This is a genomic window from Microbacterium sp. NPDC089321 (genome assembly GCF_040684935.1).
Taxonomy (GTDB): domain Bacteria; phylum Actinomycetota; class Actinomycetes; order Actinomycetales; family Microbacteriaceae; genus Microbacterium.
The window spans coordinates 1508725-1528942 of sequence record NZ_JBFBGX010000001.1; the positions used below are offsets into that span (position 1 = coordinate 1508725).

General features: G+C 68.4%; 20 protein-coding genes. 14 read left to right on the forward strand and 6 right to left on the reverse strand.

The window, feature by feature from the left end; all coding sequences use genetic code 11:
* Positions 1-2: 2 nt before the first annotated feature.
* The 6 genes from infA to rplQ all read left to right on the forward strand — a co-directional run bounded on the left by infA (position 3) and on the right by rplQ (position 3025).
* The gene (infA, locus tag AB0N59_RS07140; RefSeq protein WP_017201569.1) at positions 3-224 is read left to right on the forward strand and encodes a translation initiation factor IF-1; all 222 of its coding nucleotides are present in this window, start codon (positions 3-5) and stop codon (positions 222-224) included.
* A 65-nt stretch (positions 225-289) separates the two neighbouring features.
* Complete coding sequence (gene rpmJ, locus AB0N59_RS07145) at positions 290-406, forward strand: 50S ribosomal protein L36 (protein WP_071644008.1); 117 nt, start codon at positions 290-292, stop codon at positions 404-406.
* A gap of 161 nt (positions 407-567) precedes the next feature.
* Entirely contained in the window at positions 568-942 is a 375-nt protein-coding gene (rpsM, locus tag AB0N59_RS07150) for a 30S ribosomal protein S13 (RefSeq protein ID WP_182254213.1), read from the forward strand.
* Positions 943-969: 27 nt separating this feature from the next.
* Entirely contained in the window at positions 970-1368 is a 399-nt protein-coding gene (rpsK, locus tag AB0N59_RS07155) for a 30S ribosomal protein S11 (protein ID WP_071644012.1), read from the forward strand.
* Between the two features lie 128 nt (positions 1369-1496).
* Positions 1497-2486: a DNA-directed RNA polymerase subunit alpha gene (locus AB0N59_RS07160; RefSeq protein ID WP_101188505.1), complete on the forward strand. Its 990-nt coding sequence runs from the start codon at positions 1497-1499 to the stop codon at positions 2484-2486.
* Positions 2487-2521: 35 nt separating this feature from the next.
* Complete coding sequence (gene rplQ / locus AB0N59_RS07165; protein ID WP_363480723.1) at positions 2522-3025, forward strand: 50S ribosomal protein L17; 504 nt, start codon at positions 2522-2524, stop codon at positions 3023-3025.
* Between the two features lie 104 nt (positions 3026-3129).
* Here the strand turns inward: rplQ and AB0N59_RS07170 are convergent, their stop codons facing one another.
* Positions 3130-4707 (reverse strand): AMP-binding protein, encoded by a 1578-nt coding sequence (locus AB0N59_RS07170; protein ID WP_363480726.1) that lies wholly within the window; start codon positions 4705-4707, stop codon positions 3130-3132.
* Positions 4708-4744: 37 nt separating this feature from the next.
* Positions 4745-6013 carry a PAS domain-containing protein gene (locus tag AB0N59_RS07175; RefSeq protein WP_363480729.1) on the reverse strand — a complete coding sequence of 423 codons (1269 nt, stop codon included), beginning with the start codon at positions 6011-6013 and terminating at the stop codon, positions 4745-4747.
* 158 nt (positions 6014-6171) lie between these two features.
* On the opposite strand from AB0N59_RS07175, the gene AB0N59_RS07180 reads away from it, so the two are divergent.
* The 4 genes from AB0N59_RS07180 to AB0N59_RS07195 are packed head-to-tail and all read left to right on the forward strand — an operon-like array spanning position 6172 to position 10132.
* A complete protein-coding gene (locus tag AB0N59_RS07180) occupies positions 6172-7188 on the forward strand; it encodes a tripartite tricarboxylate transporter substrate binding protein (protein ID WP_363480732.1) in 1017 nt (338 codons plus the stop codon).
* A gap of 1 nt (position 7189) precedes the next feature.
* On the forward strand, positions 7190-7735 hold the full coding sequence (locus AB0N59_RS07185) for a tripartite tricarboxylate transporter TctB family protein (protein ID WP_363480735.1): 546 nt from the start codon (positions 7190-7192) through the stop codon (positions 7733-7735).
* Positions 7735-9282, forward strand: coding sequence for a tripartite tricarboxylate transporter permease (locus AB0N59_RS07190; RefSeq protein ID WP_204974432.1), 1548 nt, complete (start codon positions 7735-7737; stop codon positions 9280-9282). The genes AB0N59_RS07185 and AB0N59_RS07190 overlap by 1 nt, the downstream gene beginning before the upstream one ends.
* Positions 9283-9334: 52 nt before the next feature.
* Positions 9335-10132 (forward strand): sulfite exporter TauE/SafE family protein, encoded by a 798-nt coding sequence (locus tag AB0N59_RS07195; protein ID WP_363480739.1) that lies wholly within the window; start codon positions 9335-9337, stop codon positions 10130-10132.
* A gap of 92 nt (positions 10133-10224) precedes the next feature.
* On the opposite strand, the gene AB0N59_RS07200 is transcribed toward AB0N59_RS07195, so the two are convergent.
* A complete protein-coding gene (locus AB0N59_RS07200) occupies positions 10225-14022 on the reverse strand; it encodes an NPCBM/NEW2 domain-containing protein (RefSeq protein WP_363480742.1) in 3798 nt (1265 codons plus the stop codon).
* A gap of 132 nt (positions 14023-14154) precedes the next feature.
* On the opposite strand from AB0N59_RS07200, the gene AB0N59_RS07205 reads away from it, so the two are divergent.
* Genes AB0N59_RS07205 through AB0N59_RS07220 form a run of 4 tightly spaced genes read left to right on the forward strand, consistent with a single transcriptional unit; the run spans position 14155 to position 16601 of the window.
* On the forward strand, positions 14155-14616 hold the full coding sequence (locus AB0N59_RS07205) for a MaoC family dehydratase N-terminal domain-containing protein (RefSeq protein WP_363480745.1): 462 nt from the start codon (positions 14155-14157) through the stop codon (positions 14614-14616).
* Entirely contained in the window at positions 14616-15017 is a 402-nt protein-coding gene (locus tag AB0N59_RS07210) for a MaoC/PaaZ C-terminal domain-containing protein (RefSeq protein WP_363480748.1), read from the forward strand. Before AB0N59_RS07205 ends, AB0N59_RS07210 begins: the two co-directional genes overlap by 1 nt.
* 1 nt (position 15018) lies before the next feature.
* Positions 15019-16170 carry a UDP-N-acetylmuramate dehydrogenase gene (locus tag AB0N59_RS07215; RefSeq protein ID WP_363480751.1) on the forward strand — a complete coding sequence of 384 codons (1152 nt, stop codon included), beginning with the start codon at positions 15019-15021 and terminating at the stop codon, positions 16168-16170.
* A gap of 32 nt (positions 16171-16202) precedes the next feature.
* On the forward strand, positions 16203-16601 hold the full coding sequence (locus AB0N59_RS07220; RefSeq protein ID WP_363480754.1) for a VOC family protein: 399 nt from the start codon (positions 16203-16205) through the stop codon (positions 16599-16601).
* A gap of 139 nt (positions 16602-16740) precedes the next feature.
* Here AB0N59_RS07220 and AB0N59_RS07225 read toward each other — a convergent pair whose 3' ends face one another.
* From AB0N59_RS07225 to AB0N59_RS07235, 3 genes are all read right to left on the reverse strand, one after another.
* The gene (locus AB0N59_RS07225; RefSeq protein ID WP_363480757.1) at positions 16741-17958 is read right to left on the reverse strand and encodes a pyridoxal phosphate-dependent aminotransferase; all 1218 of its coding nucleotides are present in this window, start codon (positions 17956-17958) and stop codon (positions 16741-16743) included.
* A gap of 112 nt (positions 17959-18070) precedes the next feature.
* A complete protein-coding gene (gene rraA / locus AB0N59_RS07230) occupies positions 18071-18535 on the reverse strand; it encodes a ribonuclease E activity regulator RraA (RefSeq protein WP_363480760.1) in 465 nt (154 codons plus the stop codon).
* A gap of 79 nt (positions 18536-18614) precedes the next feature.
* Positions 18615-20210: an isocitrate lyase gene (locus AB0N59_RS07235; protein WP_363480763.1), complete on the reverse strand. Its 1596-nt coding sequence runs from the start codon at positions 20208-20210 to the stop codon at positions 18615-18617.
* Between the last annotated feature and the right edge of the window lie 8 nt (positions 20211-20218).

Sequence of the window (20218 nt, forward strand, 5' to 3'; positions counted from 1 at the left end):
CTATGGCTAAGAAAGACGGTGTCATCGAGATCGAGGGCGTGATCTCCGAGGCTCTTCCCAACGCGATGTTCCGTGTTGAGCTCAGCAACGGACACAAGGTTCTTGCAACGATCTCCGGAAAGATGCGGCAGAACTACATCCGCATCATCCCTGAGGACCGCGTGGTCGTGGAGCTCTCGCCCTACGACCTGACCCGCGGGCGCATCGTCTACCGCTACCGCTGATCGGTCGAGAAGTAACACCTCAGGCGATCACGCCTGCCCGGTGAAGACAGCGAACAGGAAACATCATGAAGGTCAACCCCAGCGTCAAGCCCATCTGCGACCACTGCCGCGTGATCCGTCGTCACGGTCGCGTCATGGTGATCTGCAAGTCGAACCCGCGTCACAAGCAGCGCCAGGGCTGAGCAGGGGTCGGGCCGTGTGCTCCGGCATCCGGCCCGGCATCTGAACAACTCAATATCGAAAACAAGGCAGCATCGGAACCCGCGCAAGCGGGGGACACCTCGGGGCGGAGGCCCGGGACCGGATGCTGCTCCACACCTCCACAACACTCCAGGAGAACCGCATGGCACGTCTTGCCGGCGTTGACATCCCGCGCGACAAGCGCGTGGTGATCGCCCTCACCTACATCTACGGCATCGGCCGTACCCGCTCCGTCGAGATCCTCAAGGCGACCGAGATCGACGAGTCGATCCGCGTCAAGGACCTCAGCGACGAGCAGCTCGTCGCCCTGCGCGACCACATCGAAGGCAACTACAAGGTGGAGGGTGACCTGCGCCGCGAGGTCGCCGCCGACATCCGCCGCAAGGTCGAGATCGGCTCCTACGAGGGTCTTCGTCACCGTCGTGGCCTTCCGGTCCGCGGTCAGCGCACCAAGACCAACGCTCGTACCCGCAAGGGACCGAAGCGCACGGTCGCCGGTAAGAAGAAGGCCCGCTAAGCGGCCAGGGAATAGGAGAACACTTTCATGGCTGCACCCAAGGCCGCCGCGCGCAAGCCGCGCCGCAAGGAAAAGAAGAACATCGCGCTGGGCCAGGCCCACATCAAGTCGACGTTCAACAACACCATCGTCTCGATCACCGACCCGTCCGGCGCTGTCATCAGCTGGGCATCGTCGGGTGGCGTGGGCTTCAAGGGCTCGCGCAAGTCGACGCCCTACGCCGCAGGCATGGCAGCGGAGTCCGCTGCCCGCCAGGCTGCGGAGCACGGCGTCAAGAAGGTCGACGTCTTCGTGAAGGGTCCGGGTTCGGGCCGCGAGACCGCGATCCGCTCGCTGCAGGCCGCCGGCCTCGAGGTGGGGTCCATCCAGGACGTCACGCCTCAGGCGCACAACGGCTGCCGCCCGCCGAAGCGCCGCCGCGTCTGATCTCGCAGTCTGCCCTTCCTGAGCCCTCGCGGGCGCGGGAAGGGCAGACCCGCCCCCAGATTTTCCACAACTTCAGACCTCACCCCACACATGTCATATAGCGGGCATGTGATCGAAAGGAACACATAGTGCTCATCGCACAGCGTCCCACTCTCACCGAGGAGAAGATCTCCGAGAACCGCAGCCGGTTCGTCATCGAGCCGCTGGAGCCCGGATTCGGATACACGATCGGCAACGCGCTGCGTCGCAGCCTGCTGTCGTCGATCCCCGGCGCATCGGTCACCACCATTCGCATCGACGGCGTGCTGCACGAGTTCAGCACGATCCCCGGTGTGAAGGAGGACGTCACCGAGATCATCCTCAACATCAAGCAGCTGGTCGTCTCCAGCGAGCGCGACGAGCCCATCACCGCGTACCTGCGCAAGACGGGCTCCGGCGAGGTCACCGCAGCCGACATCTCCGCTCCGGCGGGTGTCGAGGTGCACAACCCCGACCTGGTCATCGCGACGCTCAACGACACCGCTCGCTTCGAGCTCGAGCTGACCATCGAGCGCGGCCGCGGCTACGTCTCGGCAGCTCAGAACCGCAACGAGTACGCAGAGGCCGGTCAGATCCCGGTCGACTCGATCTACTCGCCGGTGCTCAAGGTCAGCTACCGCGTCGACGCCACCCGTGCCGGTGAGCGCACCGACTTCGACAAGCTCGTGCTGGACGTCGAGACCAAGTCGTCGATCCTCCCGCGCGACGCCGTCGCATCCGCAGCCAAGACCCTCACCGAGCTGTTCGGCCTCGCCCGCGAGCTGAACGTCGAGGCCGAGGGCATCGAGATCGGCCCCGCGCCGGTCGAGGCTGTGCTCTCCAGCGAGCTCTCCATGCCGATCGAGGACCTCGATCTGTCGGTGCGCTCGTACAACTGCCTCAAGCGCGAGGGCATCAACACCGTCTCGGAGCTGGTGGCCCTTTCTGAGACGCAGCTGATGAACATCCGCAATTTCGGACAGAAGTCGGTCGACGAGGTGCGCGACAAGCTCGTCTCGCTCGGTCTGTCGCTGAAGGATTCGGTGCCCGGTTTCGACGGCGCCCACTTCTACAGCGCAGGCGAAGACGAATCCTTCTGAAACCCGACCTCTTTCTGACCAGGAGTTAGACGATTATGCCCAAGCCCACCAAGGGTCCCCGCCTCGGAGGCGGCCCCGCACACGAGCGCCTGCTGCTTGCCAACCTCGCTGCACAGCTCTTCACCCACAAGTCGATCAAGACGACCGAGACCAAGGCGAAGCGCCTGCGTCCGCTCGCCGAGCGCCTGATCACGCTCGGCAAGCGCGGCGACCTGCACGCGCGTCGTCGTGCTCTGACGGTGCTGCGCTCGAACAAGGACGCCGCTCACGCGCTGTTCAACGACATCGCGCCGCTGGTCGCTGACCGTGAGGGTGGCTACACCCGCATCGTCAAGGTCGGCAACCGCAAGGGTGACAACGCGCCCATGGCCGTGATCGAGCTCGTTCTCGAGCCCGTCACCCCGAAGAAGAAGGCTGCGAAGCCGGCTGCCAAGGCTGAGGCGCCCAAGGCCGAGAAGACCGAGGAGGCTCCCGTCGAGGAGACCACCGAGGCTCCGGTCGAGGCCACCGAGGCTCCCGCCGAGGAGAAGGCCGAGTAAGACCTTCCCCGCGTCGAAGAAGCCCGTCACCGTTCACCGGTGGCGGGCTTCTTCGTGTCTGCTCGGGGATCGTTTCCGGCTCTGCGGTCGGCAACCCCGCCGGATCAGACGCGGGCGCGCAGGTCTCTGCGAAGGATCTTTCCCGACGCCGACTTCGGGATGCCGTCGATGAACTCGACCTGTCGCACCTTCTCGTGCGGCGCGACCCTCGAGGCCACGAACTCCATGACGTCTTCCGCCGAGAGCTCTGCGCCGGCCTGACGCACGACGTAGGCCCTGGGCACCTCCTGGCCGTCGTCGTCGTTCGCGCCGATCACCGCGGCGTCCGCGATCAGAGGGTGCTCGAGCAGAACCGCTTCGAGCACGGCGGGCGCGACCTGGTAGCCCTTGTACTTGATGAGCTCCTTCAGACGGTCGACGATGCGGAAGATGCCGTCGGACGACGCTGTGGCGATGTCGCCCGTGTGCAGCCAGCCGTCGTCGTCGAGGATGTCGGCGGTGGCCTCGGGCCGGTTCAGGTACCCGACCATGACCTGCGGTCCTCGCACCCACAGCTCACCGGCCGCGCTCACACCATCTGCGGGCACCTCTATTTCGGAGCCGGTCTCGGGGTCGACGAGCCGCGCTTCGGTGTTCGGCACCAGCGGGCCGATCGACGCCTTGTCGATCTCGGGGTGGCCTGCGGGAATCAGATTGACCGCGGGGCTCGTCTCGGTCATGCCGTAGCCCTGCACGACCTCGCAGTCGAGGCGCGCGGCGACAGCCGCGGCGAGTGCGCCGTCGAGGGGTGCGGCGCCCGAGAAGATCACTTTGACGGCCGACAGGTCGTAGTCGTCGACGACGGGATGCTTGGCGAGCGCGACGGCGATCGGCGGGGCGACGAACACCCACGTCGTGCGGTGCTCGGCGATGATGCGCAGGAACTCGAGCAGGTCGAACTTCGGCATGGTGACCAGCCCGGCGCGCTGCCGGAGCGCGAAGTTGAGAAGCACGGTCATGCCGTAGATGTGGAAGAAGGGAAGCACGGCGAGCACGCGGTCGGTGTGGTCGACGTCGAGAACGGGGCGGCACTGGGCGACGTTCGCGATGAGGTTGCGATGGGTGAGCATCACGCCCTTCGGGCGCCCGGTGGTGCCCGACGAGTAGGGCAGCACGGCGAGGTGCGTGCGGGGATCGAACGTCACATCAGGGGCCGCGTGCCCCTCGCCGAGCAGGTCGCGCAGGCTGGGGTGCCCATCGGCGCCGTCGAGGACGATCAGGTGGTCGTCCGGGATGCCGCGTCGCTCGGCGGCCGCCTTCGCGCCCGCGAGCAGGGGGGAGACGGTGACGAGCCACGCCGCACCCGCATCCTCGAGCTGGTCGGCGATCTCGCCCGCCGTGTAGAGCGAGTTGATCGTGGTGGCGGTGGCTCCGGCCCGCAGGATGCCGTGGAACACCGTCGCGAACGCCGGGACGTTCGGGCAGAGGACGCCGATGCGGTCGCCGATGCCGATGCCTCGGGCCGCGAGCGCGCCCGCGAACAGGCCGATCTGCGCCACGAGCTGGCGGTAGGTCGTCTCTGCGCCGGTCATGCCGTCGACGATGGCGACCGAGTCGAGCGCGCTGTCGTCGAGGTCGGAGAACAGGTACTCGTAGATCGAGACGTCAGGGATCTCGACGTCGGGAAGCGGGCTGCGAAGCATGTGATCTCCTTCGATCAGAGCGGGCGGCTTCTGGGAGTCAGTCTCGCACGCCCTGAGACACAGTCTCAATAGTCCGGTAGCGGGTGCCCGGCCGGCCTTTGGTCGAGTAGTCCAGAGAGCGCGCGGCGCGGCCCGTGGACGCGAGATGCTCGAGGTAGCGTCTGGCGCTCACCCGCGACATGCCCAGCACCTCGGCCAGCTCGGCCGCGGACGAATCCGGATGCTGTGCCAGCGCCGTCGCCGTGCGGTCGAGCGTCTCGGCGCTGAGCCCCTTGGGCAGACCCGCGCGCCGGCGGAAGGCGATGATCGCGTCTGCGGCCTCCACCCGCCGGACGACATCGTGCAGCTCGGTGTGGTCGCGCAGCAGCAGGGTGGCATCCACGGGTTCGCCGTCCACCCGAGATCCGGTGCCGCGCGCGACCAGCACATGGCTGCCGACGATCACCGGGCGCCCGGCGTCCTCGCCGTCGCGCAGCACGGCGAGCAGCTCCTCATCGAGCACGTCGGCCGCCGCGGCACCGGTCAGCTCGCCGGCATCCGCCCCGAGCAGGCGAGCTGCGGCATCGTTCGCGAGGGTGATCGTCCCCTCGGCGTCGACGGTGATGACCCCCTCGCTGAGGCCGTGCAGAGTCGTCTCCTGATTGCGCACGAGGGCGGCGATCTCGTGCGGCTCGAGCAGCTGGATGCGGCGGCGGATGACCGCGGTGACCCAGGCCGAGCCGAAGATGCCCAGCACGACCGCAGCCAGCATGGCGCCGATGATCCAGGCGAGGTTTCCGACGAACTCGCCCGTGCCCTGCGACTCGAGGATTCCGACCGACACCGTGCCGATGACGTCCGAGCCGTCGAAGACGGGAACCTTGACTCGCCACGACGGACCCAGGGTTCCGGTCTGCGTGCCCATGTAGATCTCGCCGGAGAGCGGCACGGCGGCCGAGGTCGACACCTTCTTCCCGATCAGGTCGGGGTTGGGGTGGGAGAAGCGGATGCCGTCGGCGTCGGCGATCACGACGTACGTCAGGTCGGACGCCCGGCGGATGGTCTCGGCGAGGGGCTGCATCGTCGCCGAGGGGTCGGCGTCGTCGAACGCGTCGAGCACCGCCGGCATGGATGCGATGGACTGCGCCACCGCGAGCATGCGATCTTCGTACGCGTCGCGCACGGTGTGCGCCTGGATGACCCCGGCGGTGACACCGGCGATCAGGGTGACGACCGCGACGATCAGCGCCTGCAGCAGGATCAGCTGCACCCGCAGCGACATACCGCCGTGCGTCATCTGCGACGCGCGCATCATCTTCGAGGCCACACAGCCATTCTCCCCGCGCACGCGAGGAGCGGAACAGCCCCAGGCAGGGCATCCGAGACCAATACTTTCGAAAGCCCGACCAATGATTTCAGAAGCAGATCCGGCGCCTTCCGGGTGCATACGGTTTCCAGCATCCCTACACGCTCAAGGAGGAGCGCATGAAGAAGTCACGCACCGCCCTCGTCGCCGTCGCGGCGATGGCCGCACTCGCACTCGCCGGATGCTCGTCGCAGAACGCATCCCCGGCTCCCGGCGCCGACGGCAAGGGCGAGGCCTCGTCGTTCGACGACGTCTCGCTGATCGTTCCCGCAGACCCCGGTGGCGGATGGGACCAGACCGGCCGCTCGATGTCGAAGGTGCTCACCGACGACAAGATCACCGGCGCCGCAGCCGTCACCAACGTCGGCGGCGCAGGTGGAACGGTCGGCCTCGCCCAGCTCGCCAACGAGAAGGACCCGGCCACGCTGATGGTCATGGGCCTGGTGATGGTCGGCGCGATCGAGACGAACGCCTCGGCCGTGCGCCTCGAGGACACCACCCCGATCGCGCGCCTGACCGATGAGCCGCTCGTCGTCGTCGTGCCCGAGAAGTCGAAGTACGACACCCTCGAGGACCTGGTCGAGGACATCGTCGACAAGGGCCAGGAGGTGACCGTCACCGGCGGCTCGGCCGGTGGCGCCGACCACATCCTCGCCGGCCTCCTGCTCGAGGAGGCGGGCGTCGACGGCGCCGACATCCCGTCGAAGCTGAACTACACGCCGAACTCCGGTGGCGGCGAGGCGGTCTCGCTGCTCGTCGGCAACAAGGTGGCCGCGGGCATCTCGGGCGTCGGCGAGTTCCTGCAGTACATCGAGGACGGGTCGATGCGTGCGCTCGCCGTGTCGTCGGCCGAACCGGTCGAGTCACTCGCCGACGTCCCCACGATCACCGACGCGGGCTACGACGTCGTGCTGACCAACTGGCGCGGGGTCGTCGCGCCGGGCAGCATCTCCGACGCCGACCGAGACGAGCTCGAGCGCATCGTCACCGAGATGCACGACTCCGACGCGTGGGCCTCGGAGCTCGAGACCAAGGGGTGGACGGACGCCTTCCTCACGGGCGACGAGTTCGACGCCTTCCTCGACGAGAACATCGCAGACGTCACCGGAACCCTGAAGAACATCGGGCTGATCTGACATGGACGCCCCGATCCTCGGGGCGAGCGGGCGGGCCGAGGCGACTCGGCCCGCCCCACGGGTTCCCCTCGGTGAACTCGTCTTCGCCCTGCTCATGCTCGCTCTCGGCGTCTTCGCCCTCGTCGGCGCCTTCTCGATCCACGTCCCCGTCGGCGTGAAGGTCGGTCCGACGATCTTCCCGATCTTCGTGTCGATCGTGCTGCTCGGCTCGGCCGCCGCCGTGCTCGTCTCGGTGCTGCGCGGCGATCGCGCAGAGGTCGAGGAGGGCGAGGACATCGACCCCGATGCCAAGACCGACTGGCTCACCCTCGCCAAGATCGTGGGTGCGGTGGTCGCTCACCTGCTGCTCATCGACGTCGTCGGCTGGGCTCCGGCCGCAGCCGTGCTGTTCGGCGTCGTCGCGTGGTCGCTGGGCGCGAAGCGCTGGTGGCTCGCATTCGTCATCGGTCTCGTGCTCGGGCTCGTCGTTCAGGTGGTGTTCGGAGGCCTGATGGGTCTCTCGCTGCCCTGGGGACCGGCGCTCGGCTGGCTGGGAGGGATGTTCTGATGGACAGCTGGACCCTGCTTCTCGAGGGCTTCGCGACCGCTCTGCAGCCGCAGTACCTCATCTTCGCGTTCTTCGGCGTGCTGATCGGCACGGCGGTCGGCGTGCTGCCCGGCATCGGCCCCGCCATGACGGTGGCCCTGCTGCTGCCCCTGACCTACACGCTCGACCCGACCGCGGCGCTCATCACCTTCGCCGGCATCTACTACGGCGGCATGTACGGGGGCTCGACCACCAGCATCCTGCTGAACACCCCCGGCGAATCCGCCTCGATCGTGACAGCGATCGAGGGGAACAAGATGGCCAAGCTCGGCCGCGGGGCCGCCGCACTCGCGACGGCGGCGATCGGCTCGTTCATCGCCGGTACGATCGCGACGGTCGGCCTCACGCTGCTCGCACCCGTGCTGGCTCAGTTCGCGGTGAACCTCGGCCCGGCCGACTACGTCGCCCTGATCGTCATCGCATTCGTGACCGTCGGCGCGCTGATCGGCAGCTCGGTTCCTCGGGGCATGACCTCGCTCGGCGTCGGGCTCTTCCTCGGTCTGGTCGGCACCGACACCCTGACGGCCCAGCAGCGCTACACGCTGGGTCTGCTGCCCCTCTCGGACGGCATCGACATCGTGCTCGTCGCAGTCGGGCTGTTCGCGGTGGGCGAGACGCTCTACATCGCCGCGCGGCTGCGCCACGGCGGCATCGACGTGATCCCCGTGACGGGCGGATGGCGCAGCTGGATGACGAAGGACGACTGGAAGCGCTCGTGGAAGCCGTGGCTGCGCGGCACCGCGATCGGCTTCCCGATCGGCACGATCCCCGCGGGCGGCGCCGACGTCGCGACCTTCCTCTCGTACGCGACGGAGCGCAAGCTCTCGAAGCACAAGAAGGAGTTCGGCCGCGGGGCGATCGAGGGAGTCGCCGGCCCCGAGTCGGCGAACAACGCGGCCGCGGCGGGCGTGCTCGTGCCGCTGCTGACCCTCGGCCTGCCGACGACGGCGACCGCGGCGATCATCCTCGTCGCGTTCCAGGCCTACGGCCTGCAGCCGGGTCCGCAGCTGTTCCAGAACCAGCCGGCGCTGGTGTGGGCCCTGGTCGCGAGCCTGTACCTCGGCAATGTCATCCTCATCGTGCTCAACCTGCCGCTGGTGGGCATGTGGGTGAAGCTGCTGCAGATCCCGCGGCCGTATCTGTACGCGGGGATCCTGCTGTTCGCCGCGTTCGGCGCCTATGCGCTGAACTTCGCGGTCGTCGACATCCTGATCCTCGTGATCATCGGCGTGCTCGGCTACTTCATGCGGCGCTTCGGCTACCCGGTGGCGCCGCTGGTCGTGGGCATGATCCTCGGCCCGATGGGCGAGGAGTACCTGCGAAAGGCGCTGCAGCTGAGTCAGGGAGACCTGTCGACTCTCGTCACGCAGCCGTTCGCGGCGGCCGCGTACATCGTGCTGGCCCTGCTCGTCGCGGGCGGCCTGTGGCTGCGCCGCCGCCAGACGCGGTACGAGCAGCAGCTCACCGAGTCGATCGCCGTGCCCATCAAGGCCGATCAGGAGGTCTGACCGCTCAGGGCGCGGTGAGGGTCGCGAGGCCCCCGGCGATAGTCTGAACTGCGTGAACGCAGAGCACCAGGCCATCTCCCGGGGGCCTCGCGCCTACCTGTCCTTCATCGTCATCGGCCTGATCGCCGGACTGCTGTCAGGGCTCTTCGGCGTCGGCGGCGGCACGGTGATCGTGCCGCTGCTCGTGCTGCTGCTCACCTTCGACCAGCGCATCTCGGCGGGCACCTCGCTCGCGGCGATCGTGCCGACCGCGAGTGTCGGGGTCATCTCGTACGCGCTGTCGGGCGCGGTGGCCTGGATCCCGGCGCTGATCCTGGCCGCGGGGGCCGTCGTCGGCGCTCAGATCGGGTCGCGCCTGCTGCCGCGGGTCTCGCAGACGGCCCTGCGCTGGGGCTTCGTCGCCTTCCTCGTCGTGGTCATCGTGAGCCTGTTCCTGGTGATCCCCTCGCGCGCAGCGGAGTTCGAGCTCGGCTGGCTCAACGGCATCGCCCTCGTGGGAGTCGGCGTCGTCACGGGCATCATCGCCGGGCTCATCGGGGTCGGCGGGGGAGTGGTCGTCGTCCCCGTGCTCATGCTCGCCTTCGGCACCAGCGACCTCGTCGCGAAGGGCACGTCGCTGCTGATGATGATCCCCACGGCCGTCTCGGGAACGATCGGCAACCTGCGCCATCACAACGTCGACCTCGTCGCCGCGGGCCTGATCGGCGTCTCCGCCTGCACCACGACCGCGCTCGGCGCGTGGCTGGCGACCCTGATCGATCCGCTCACCGGCAACATCCTCTTCGCCCTGTACCTCGCCTTCATCGCCGTGCAGATGGCTCTGAAGGCGTTGCGTGCGCGCGGGCGCTGAGCCGGCGACCCCACGAGAAGCGCCCCTCGGAGGATCTCCGAGGGGCGCTTCGTGTCGGGCCTGAGGGGAAGTCCCCGATCAGGGCATCCGGATCAGTCGCAGCTGAACTTCGCGTCTCCCCACACGCCGTGGGCGCCGTTGATGCTGCCCGGCGCCTCGACGATGAGGTCGACGTACTGAGCGCCCTTCAGGTCGACCTTCACGCTCTCGGGCGCGAACCCGGGAGTGAAGGTGCGCGACTGGTAGGCGTTCGCGCCGTCGATGTCGACCTTGAAGACCACGTTGCCTGCGAAGCCGGCCTCGAGACCGACGTCCGCCGTGAACGCGCTGCACTCGCCTCCGACGTAGTAGGTGATCTTCGACAGGGCGTGCACGCCGAGTCCCTTCGCGTACGTCGGGTTCTCACCCGTGGCCGGGTCGACGTAGTCGATCGCGAGCGGCATGTCGGGCGACGACGCGGAGTCCTTGTTCGCCACGTCCTTGCCGATCACTCCCCAGCCGTTGGTCGCGCTGATCCACTGCAGATCCGACGCGAACGCGGTCGCGTCGGGTGCGGGCGGCAGCGGCTGGTCGACGATCTTCCAGTCGAACATCTTCAGCCGGCTCTCGGTCGGCAGCACGACGTACGCCAGCTCCTTCGACGGGTTCAGGCGCACGAGGTTCGAGTACACCTGGTACTTGTACGTCGGGTACTCGTAGACGGCCGGATTGGTGGCGCTGTTGCGCCCCATCGAGACGACCGCGACACTCGCCCCGCCGAGGCCGGATGCCTGCTGCAGCCAGTTCGGGAAGAAGACGTTCTGCGTCGACACGGTTCCATCGGCGTAGTGCAGCTCGATCGCCGGGTTCACCCCGCCACCCGACGCGGCGGAGGCGAGGATCGCGAGGTGCGTGCCCTTGCCGGTGAGGGCGATCGTCTGCCCTGCCGGCGAGACGGAGTCGGCGGCACCGGACGGTGCGGGCCAGGTGTACGCGATCGCGGCGTCGCCCGTGCCGACGGTCACCGTCGATCCAGGGGTGACCCCGGCCCGTGCCAGCGACTCGGACGAGAAGCTTGCACCGCCGCCGTCGAAGTTCCCCTCCTTCGCGGTCTCGATCGTGGTGATCGAATCGGCGTTGTAGGCGCCGGCCAGCGAACCGTACGCGACGTAGATCTGATTCGCTCCGCTGACCTTCTGCGAGGTCTTCTGCGCCGTGTAGGCGGCCGTGACCGTCACGGTCTGCAGATCCGCCTCGGCCGCGTCGGTGACCTTCACCTCGAACGTCGCGGTGAACGACGCCCCCGGTTCGACGACTGCAGCGCGCTCGCCCTCCGCCGACACGACCTCCCAGCCGTCGGGCAGCTGCGGCGCGAGGGTGACGTTCTCCTTCTTCTTCGAACCGGTGTTGCGGAAGGTGGCGGTGATCGTCGTGGCGTCGCCCTGGAAGACGCGCTCCTCGAGGTCGACCGAGACCGCCGCCGCCGTCAGGTCGGCGTCACGGCCGCCGACCGCGCTGGTCGCCGACAGCACGACCTCGGAGCTGCTGCCGGATGCCAGGGGCGCGGTCTTCACGTGGATGACACCGCCCGCGTCGGACGCGTCGAAGAACCAGCCGGTCGTCTGCGTCGACAGTGCGTCGAGCGAGGCCGCCTGCTTCAGACCCTTGCCGTCGACCGAGACGTTCTTCGGTGCGGAGCCGGTGTGCGCCTCGATGAGGTACGGACGGGCATCGGCCATGCCGTCGTACGAACCGGAGCGCTTGCCGATGCCGATCGTGACGCTGCCCTTCTTGCCCGCCTCGGGTGCGGCGACGGTGAACTTCTGCGTGCTCGACGCGCCGTCCTTGTAGGCGCGGGTGACCTCGTCGTCCTCGTACAGCGAGAACGTGCTCGTGCCCTGCGGGAAGAGCGAGAGGGTGATGGGGGAGTCCTCTGCCACGAGCGACGCGTTGCGGGCCACGATGCCCTGCGGCACCAGCGCGCCGGCACGGACGAAGATCGGCAGCTTGTCGAGAGGAGCCGGGTGCCCGTTGAGCACCTGCCCGCCTTCGTGCAGCGTGCCCGTCCAGTAGTCGACCCACTGCGAGCCCTGGGGAAGGTAGATCCCGTTGCGCACGGTGCTCTTGGTGAAGACGGGAGCGACGAGGTAGTCGCTGCCCAGCAGGAACTGGTTGTTGGCCTCGGCGCTGTAGGAGCCGGGATCGTTCGGGTATTCGAGGGCGAGCGAGCGCATCATCGGCAGGCCGCTGCGGTGAGACTCAGCAGCGAGCGTGTAGATGTACGGCATCAGCTGCTGGCGAAGCTGCAGGTAGCTGCGGTTGATGGCGGTCGCCTGGTCGCCGTACAGCCACGGCCGCTTGTCGACCGATGCCCATCCGCTCATCGAGTAGAGCGCGGGGGCGAACGCCTTCCACTGCAGGTCGCGCACGTAGCTCTCGGCCGAGCCGCCGAAGATGCCGTCGACGTCACCAGTGCTGAAGGCGAGGCCCGAGTTGCCGGCTCCGGTGAGAGCCGAGACCTGCCAGCGCACGGCGTCGAGGTTGCCCGTGTGGTCGCCGGTCCACTGCATCCCGCATCGCTGGGATCCCGCCCAGCCCTCCACCATCAGAGAGGTGCCTCGGGCGTCGGAGTACTTCTCGATGCCGCTGTGCGCGGCCTCGCAGCCGGTGAGGGCGAGGCGATAGCCGCTGCCCACCCAGGCGACGTCGAGCTTGCGCAGCCGGATGCCCGCCTCGCCCACCTCGTACTCCTGGTTCGTCAGCGAGCGCTGGGTCCACAGGCCGGTCTTGAGGGCCGTCTCGTCTTCGATGGCCTGCACGGTCTCGGGCAGCTCCTGGTACTCGCACCCGTAGCCGTCGTTGACCAGCATCCAGCCGGCCGGCATGTCGTGCTCGACGAAGTCCTTCGCGACGTCGAGCGACTGGGGAGTGCGCAGCTTCGACGGCGTCCTCGTGCCGGAGTAGGTAGGGCTCGAGCGGTTGTAGCAGTCCGCGTCGCCGTACTCGAGCGCGTACACCGGTGGCATCATGGGGCGCCCGGTGAGCTGGGTGTACGACTCGAGGGACTGGCTGTAGTCGCCGACGAAGTAGTAGGCGTCGAACCGGCGCTCCTCGTGCGTGGTCGTGTTCTTCTTGAAGTCGTAGGTGCCGCGCGCGAACGTGTTGCGCAGCACGCCGTACCCCTTCGACGACATGTAGTACGGCACCGCGTTGGGGTAGCCGTCGTCGTCCCAGTCGTAGCTGCGGGCGACGTTGATCACCGATTCGGTGTGGATCGAGCGGCCGTTCTGCATGCCGCCGCCGAGGATCTGCTCGCCGTCGACGTCGGTCAGGTGCTGGGTGGCGGTCTTTGCGCCGAAGCTGATGGGCGCCGATTCGGTGAAGATGGCCGTGCCGTCTGCGCGTACGGCCGAGACGGTACCGGTCGCGCGATCGACCTCGACCGTCATGGTCTTCGAGGCGATGCGGATCCGCTCGCCCTCGGTGACGGTGATGTCGGCCCCGTCGAAGCTGTCTGCGCCGACGACGATGTCAGCGGTGCGCGCAGGGTCATCCTGCGGGGTGTTCGCGGGGTCGGTGAACGAGCCGCTGGGGTCTGCTTCGAGCCGGAAGGTGCCGTTCTCGAGGAAGGTGACGCGCATCGCGCCGTTCTCGGCGGCGAGGGTGACGGCGGCGCCGTCCTTCTCGACGGCGGTGATGGCGCCCAGGGTGGTGCCGTCGGCGTCGACGGCGACCTCAGGCGAGGCGGGGTCCGGGTTGATCGGGGTGAAGGGCGAGGACGCAGCGGTCTGGGAAGCGGGCGCCGCGACGGCGGCGCCGACCGAGGTCACGCCGACCCCGGTCACCCCCAGTGCGACGGCCAGGCCCAGCGCGGTGAAGCGCCGACGGCAGGTGGGTGAGTTCAACTTCATCGTCTCCTCTGTGATTGATTCTGCAATTGGGGATGAGAATCAATCACATGCAAGCAGATCGGATTCTCTCGGTCAAGAGTTCTTCCGGCGCTCGCCGGAGGGTGCCGAAGCGCCCGCGGCTAGGATCGAGGGGTGCCCGTGAACAGTGAACTGGTCGGCCGGGAGTTCCCGCCGACGGCCCCGTACCTCGTCGGCCGTGAGAAGGTGCGCGAGTTCGCGCGCGCGGTCTTCGCCGACGCCCCGCAGCATCTCGACGTCGACGCCGCCCGTGCGGCAGGCTACGCAGACGTCGTCGCTCCGCCCACCTTCCCGATGGTGATCCAGGACCTCACGCTGCAGCAGCTGCTCTCCGAGCCCGACTCCGGCATCGCGCTGGCGCGCACCATCCACGCCGAGCAGCGCTTCCAGTACACGCGCCCGATCGTCGCGGGCGACGAGCTGACCGCCCAGCTCGCGGTCACCGGCATCCGCTCTCTCGGTGGCAACGCGATGATCACGAGCGAGGCGACCATCACCGACGCGGCAGGAGACCACGTCGTCACCGCCGTCAGCGTGCTGCTGGTCGGATCCGACAGCGAAGGCGAGGCCGCGTGATGACCGAGTTCACCGTGGGCGACGTGATCGCCGAGCGCACCCTGCACCTGACTCGGGAGTCCCTCGTGCGCTACGCAGGCGCATCCGGCGACTTCAACCCGATCCACTACCGCGACGACGTCGCGGCCGCCGTCGGTCTGCCCGGCGTGCTCGCGCACGGGATGCTGACGATGGGCATCGCCTCGTCGGTCGTGCTCTCCGCGCTTCCGGCCGGCACCGAGGTCGTCGACTACGGCGTCCGGTTCACCAAGCCCGTCGTCGTCGACGCCGAGGCCGGCGCCGACGTGCACATCGTGGCGAAGGTCGGTGTTGTCGAAGAGACCGCCGCGCGCATCGACCTCACCGTCAAGGCCGCAGAGACGACCGTGCTCGTGAAGGCCCAGCTGCGGGTCGCGCTCTGACATGGCATCCACCGGAGCGACCGAGATCGCACCCCTCGCCCTGCGGGAGCTGACCACCCTGCGCACCGGCGCGGCACCGCAGCGGATGCTGGAGGCCGCCACCCGTGAGCAGCTGTTCGCCGCGCTGCAGGACGTCTGGTCGACCGGCGACGACTGGTTCGTGCTGGGCGGCGGGTCGAACCTGTTCGTCGGCGACGAGCCGTTCGAGGGCACGGTCATCCGGGTGCTGACAGAGGGCATCGAAGAGCTGCCCTCGCCCCACGAGGGCCGGATCAGGCTTCGCGTGCAGGCCGGACACAACTGGGATGTGCTCGTGGCGTACGCCGTCGAGCGCGGCTACGCCGGCATCGAGGCGATGAGCGGCATCCCCGGCACCGTCGGTGCCGCACCCGTGCAGAACGTCGGCGCCTACGGGCAGGAGATCCAGGAGACGCTCGTCGAGGTCGAGCTGATCGACGAGCACGAGAGCGCCCCTGTGGTGCTGCCGGCAGCCGAGCTCGGCCTCGGATTCCGCACCTCTGTGCTCAAGCATCACTACGGCGAGGCGCAGGGCCGCCGCGCCGTGATCCTCTCGGTGACCCTCGATCTCGCGGTCACCGGCGACGCCGGCCGCGTGGTGCGCGGCGAGCAGCTGCGCAGGGCCCTGGGCCTCGTCGACTACGAGGCCGTGCCCCTCGCCTGGGTGCGCTCGCGCATCCTCGAGACGCGCGCGGCGAAGGGCATGCTGCTCGACGCCGACGACCCCGACACGTGGAGTGCCGGGTCGTTCTTCCAGAATGCGATCGTGCCCGAGCCCGTCGCACGCAGCCTTCCGCCCGAGTGCCCGCGCTGGCCCGTGGAGCCCGACCTCGACTCGGTGACGGTCATCCCGCTCGACTCGTACTACGGACTCGCGCCGCGCGATGAGAAGCCGGTGGGAATGGTCAAGGTCAGCGCCGCCTGGCTGATCGAGAACGCAGGCATCCGCAAGGGATTCCACCTGCCGCAGTCGCGAGCCGGCGTCTCGACCAAGCACGCGCTCGCGCTCACCAACCGCGGCGGCGCGACCGCTGCCGAGCTGGGCGAGCTGGCCCGGTTCATCCAGAGCCGGGTGCACTCCGAGTTCGGTCTGCTGCTGCAGCCCGAGCCCGTGCTCGTCGGCGTCGACCTGTAGCGGCATGCCGGCGGGCCGCATACACTCGCCGGATGAGCGGACTGATCCCCTATCTCCTGTTCCCCGGCAGCGCCGCCGAGGCCCTGTCGTTCTACTCGACCGTGTTCGGGGGCGAGCCGCGCCTGTTCACCTACGAGCAGGCGGGCCGCGACGACGGACCCGCTGAGGCGATTGCGCACGGGATGCTCGTCGACGGCCCCGTCGAGCTCGCGGGGGCGGATGCCGCCACCGGCGAGGGCACGTTCGAGATGAGCGGCATGTTCTTCTCGCTGCTCGGCACCGCCGACCCCGCGACGCTCGCGTCGTGGTTCGACGCGCTCGCCGAGGGCGGCCGCGTCATCGATCCGCTGCAGAAGCGCCCGTGGGGAGACCACGACGGAACGCTCGTCGACCGCTTCGGCGTGCCGTGGCTGATCGGGCACCAGGGCTGACGCGGGCACCAGGACTGCCAGGTCTCACGCGTCGTCGCCCCTCTGAACGTCGTCGCCCCCTCTGATCCACGCGGACCAGAGGGGGCGACGGCGACAGGAGGGGGCGAGGACGAGACGACCGCGACCTCGCTCCTGATGCTCAGACCGAGAACAGGCGCTGCAGGCGCTGCACGCCCTCGAGCAGCTGGTCGTCGCCCAGCGCATACGACAGGCGCAGGTAGCCGGAGGGACCGAACGCCTCACCCGGCACCACCGCGACCTCGGCCTCGTCGAGGATGAAGTCGGCGAGTTCGAGCGAGGTGGTCGGCGTCACCGTGCTGCCGTCGCGTCGCGTCCAGGTGCGGTTCAGCAGACCCTGCACGTCGGGGTACACGTAGAACGCGCCCTTCGGGGTCGGAACGACCATGCCGTCGATCTTCGACAGCTCGTCGACGATCAGGCGGCGGCGGCGGTCGAATGCCTCGCGCATCTGCTCGGCCTCGTCCTGCGGGCCGTTCAGCGCCGCGATGGCACCGCGCTGCGCGACGTTGTTGACGTTGCTCGACAGGTGCGACTGCAGGTTCGCGGCGACCTTGATGGCGTCGGCGGGGCCGACCATCCAGCCGACTCGCCAGCCGGTCATGGCGTACGTCTTCGCGACGCCGTTGACGAGGATGGTCTGGTTCGCGATCGCGGGCAGCGCCTCGACGATCGAGGTCGCCTTGACTCCCTCGTAGGTGAGGTTCTGGTAGATCTCGTCGCTGATCACCCAGATGCCGTGCTCGAGGGCCCATTCGGCGATCGCCCTGGTCTCGTCAGCCGTGTACACCGAGCCGGTCGGGTTCGACGGCGAGACGAACACGAGCACGGTGGTGCGCTCGGTGCGGGCGGCCTCGAGCTGCTCGACGGTGACCTTGTACTCCTGGTCGGCACCGGCGAAGACCTCGACGGGCACGCCGTCGGCCAGCTGGATCGCCTCGGGATAGGTGGTCCAGTACGGCGCGGGCAGCAGCACCTCGTCGCCGGGGTTCACCACGGCCTGGAAGGCCTGGTACACCGACTGCTTGCCGCCGTTGGTGACGATGACCTGGCTGGGCGAGACCTCGAGCCCCGAGTCGCGCAGCGTCTTCGCGGCGATCGCCTCGCGCAGCTCGGGAAGGCCGGCGGCAGGGGTGTAGCGGTAGTTCGCCGGGTTCGCGAGCGCCTCGGCGGCGGCATCGACGATGAACTGCGGGGTCGCGAAGTCGGGCTCGCCGGCGGCATACGAGATGACGGGCTTGCCCTCGGCCTTGAGGGCCTTGGCCTTGGCATCCACCTTCAGCGTGGCGGACTCGGCGATGGCGGACAGTTTGCGGGAGAGCGGGGCGCGTTCGGTCACGCCTTCGATCGTACTCGCGGCCGAACGCCCCGAACCGGTCTGAGACAGGGGCGAGAAGCGGTGAAACCCCGGCATCCGAAGAAATGCGGGATCTTCTCCGGATGCCTGAGGCTCAGCGCTCGACGAGCACGCCGTCCGCGTCGGCGTACAGCCGCGCGCCGGGACGGAACGAGACTCCGCCGAACTCCAGGGTGACGTCGGCCTCGCCCGTGCCCTGCTTGCCGCTCTTGCGCGGATTGGTGCCGAGAGCTTTGACGCCCAGGGGCATGGTGCCGAGCGCGACGCTGTCGCGAACGCAGCCGTTGATGACGACGCCGGCCCAGCCGTTGTCGACGGCGAGCTGCGCGATCATGTCGCCCATCAGCGCCGTGCCGTACGAGCCGTCGCCGTCGACCACGAGCACCGCCCCCTCGCCGGGCGAGGAGAGGACCGACTTCAGCAGAGCGTTGTCCTGAAAGCAGCGAACGGTGCGGATCGGGCCCTCGAACGAGGCGTGCCCGCCGAAGGAGCGCAGCTGCAGCGGCAGCGACTGCAGGTCGTCGCCGTGCAGGTCGTAGAGGTCAGCGGTCGATGTCATGTCTCACTCCTATCAGGTCGCGTGGCGACGCGGGAGAGGCCGGATGCGGCATCCGGCCTCTCGCTCAGCGCACCTCGGATCAGCTGAACTGGTTCATCGTGTTGTGCTGACCGCCGGCCTTGAGGGCCGCCTCGCCGGCGAAGTACTCCTTGTGGTTGTCGCCCAGGTCGGAGCCGGCCATGTTCTGGTGCTTGACGGTGGCGATGCCGCCGCGGATCTCGCGGCGCTGCACTCCCTTGACGTAGGCCAGCATGCCCTCGTCGCCGAAGTAGCCCTTCGCGAGGTCATCGGTCGACAGTGCGGCCGTGTGGTACGTCGGGAGCGTGATGAGGTGGTGGAAGATGCCGGCACGCGCCGAGCCGTCGCGCTGGAAGGTGCGGATCTTCTCGTCGGCCAGAGTCGCGAGCTCGGTGTCGTCGTACTCGACGCTCATCAGCCTGTCGCGGTCGTACGCCGAGACGTCCTGGCCCTGCTCGACCATGGCGTCGTAGGCCTGCTGGCGGAAGTTCAGCGTCCAGTTGAACGACGGGCTGTTGTTGTAGACGAGCTTCGCGTTCGGGACGACCTCGCGGATGCGATCGACCATGCCGGCGATCTGCTCGACGTGCGGCTTCTCGGTCTCGATCCAGAGCAGGTCGGCGCCGTGCTGCAGCGAGGTGATGCAGTCGAGCACGACGCGGTCGACGCCCGTGCCCGGCCGGAACTGGTACAGGTTGCTCGCGAGTCGCCGCGGGCGCAGCAGCCTGCCGTCGCGCTTGATCACGACGTCGCCGTCGCCGAGGCCGTCGGACGAGACCTCTTCGACGTCGAGGAACGAGTTGTACTGGTCGCCCAGGTCGCCGGGCTGGTGCGACACGGCGATCTTCTGGGTGAGGCCGGCGCCGAGCGAGTCGGTGCGCGCGACGATGATGCCGTTGTCGATGCCGAGCTCGAGGAAGGCGTAGCGCACCGCGTTGATCTTCGCGAGGAAGTCCTCGTGGGGAACGGTGACCTTTCCGTCCTGGTGGCCGCACTGCTTCTCATCCGACACCTGGTTCTCGATCTGGATGGCGCAGGCGCCCGCCTCGATCATCTTCTTGGCCAGCAGGTACGTCGCCTCGGGGTTGCCGAAGCCGGCGTCGATGTCGGCGATGATCGGCACGACGTGGGTCTCGTAGCCGTCGATCTGCGACTGGATGAACTCGGCGCCTGTGGTGTCGCCGGCCGCGCGTGCCGCGTCGAGCTGCGTGAACAGGAGGTCGAGCTCACGGGCATCCGCCTGGCGGAGGAAGGTGTAGAGCTCTTCGATCAGCGCGGGAACCGCGGTCTTCTCGTGCATCGACTGGTCGGGGAGCGGGCCGAACTCCGAGCGGAGGGCGGCGACCATCCATCCCGACAGGTAGAGGTAGCGCTTGTTCGTCGACTTCAGGTGCTTCTTGATCGAGATCATCTTCTGCTGGCCGATGAAGCCGTGCCAGACGCCGAGCGACTGGGTGTAGACCGAGGAGTCGGCGTCGTACTCCTGCATGTCGCGGCGCATGATGTCTGCGGTGTACTGCGCGATCTCGAGCCCGGTGCGGAAGCGGTTCTGTGCGCGCATGCGGGCTGCCGACTCGGGGTCGATGGCGCTCCAGCCGGAGCCCTGCTCGTCTTTCAGCTGCTGGATGGCGGCGATGTCGTCCTGGTAGCGGGTCATGGCATGTC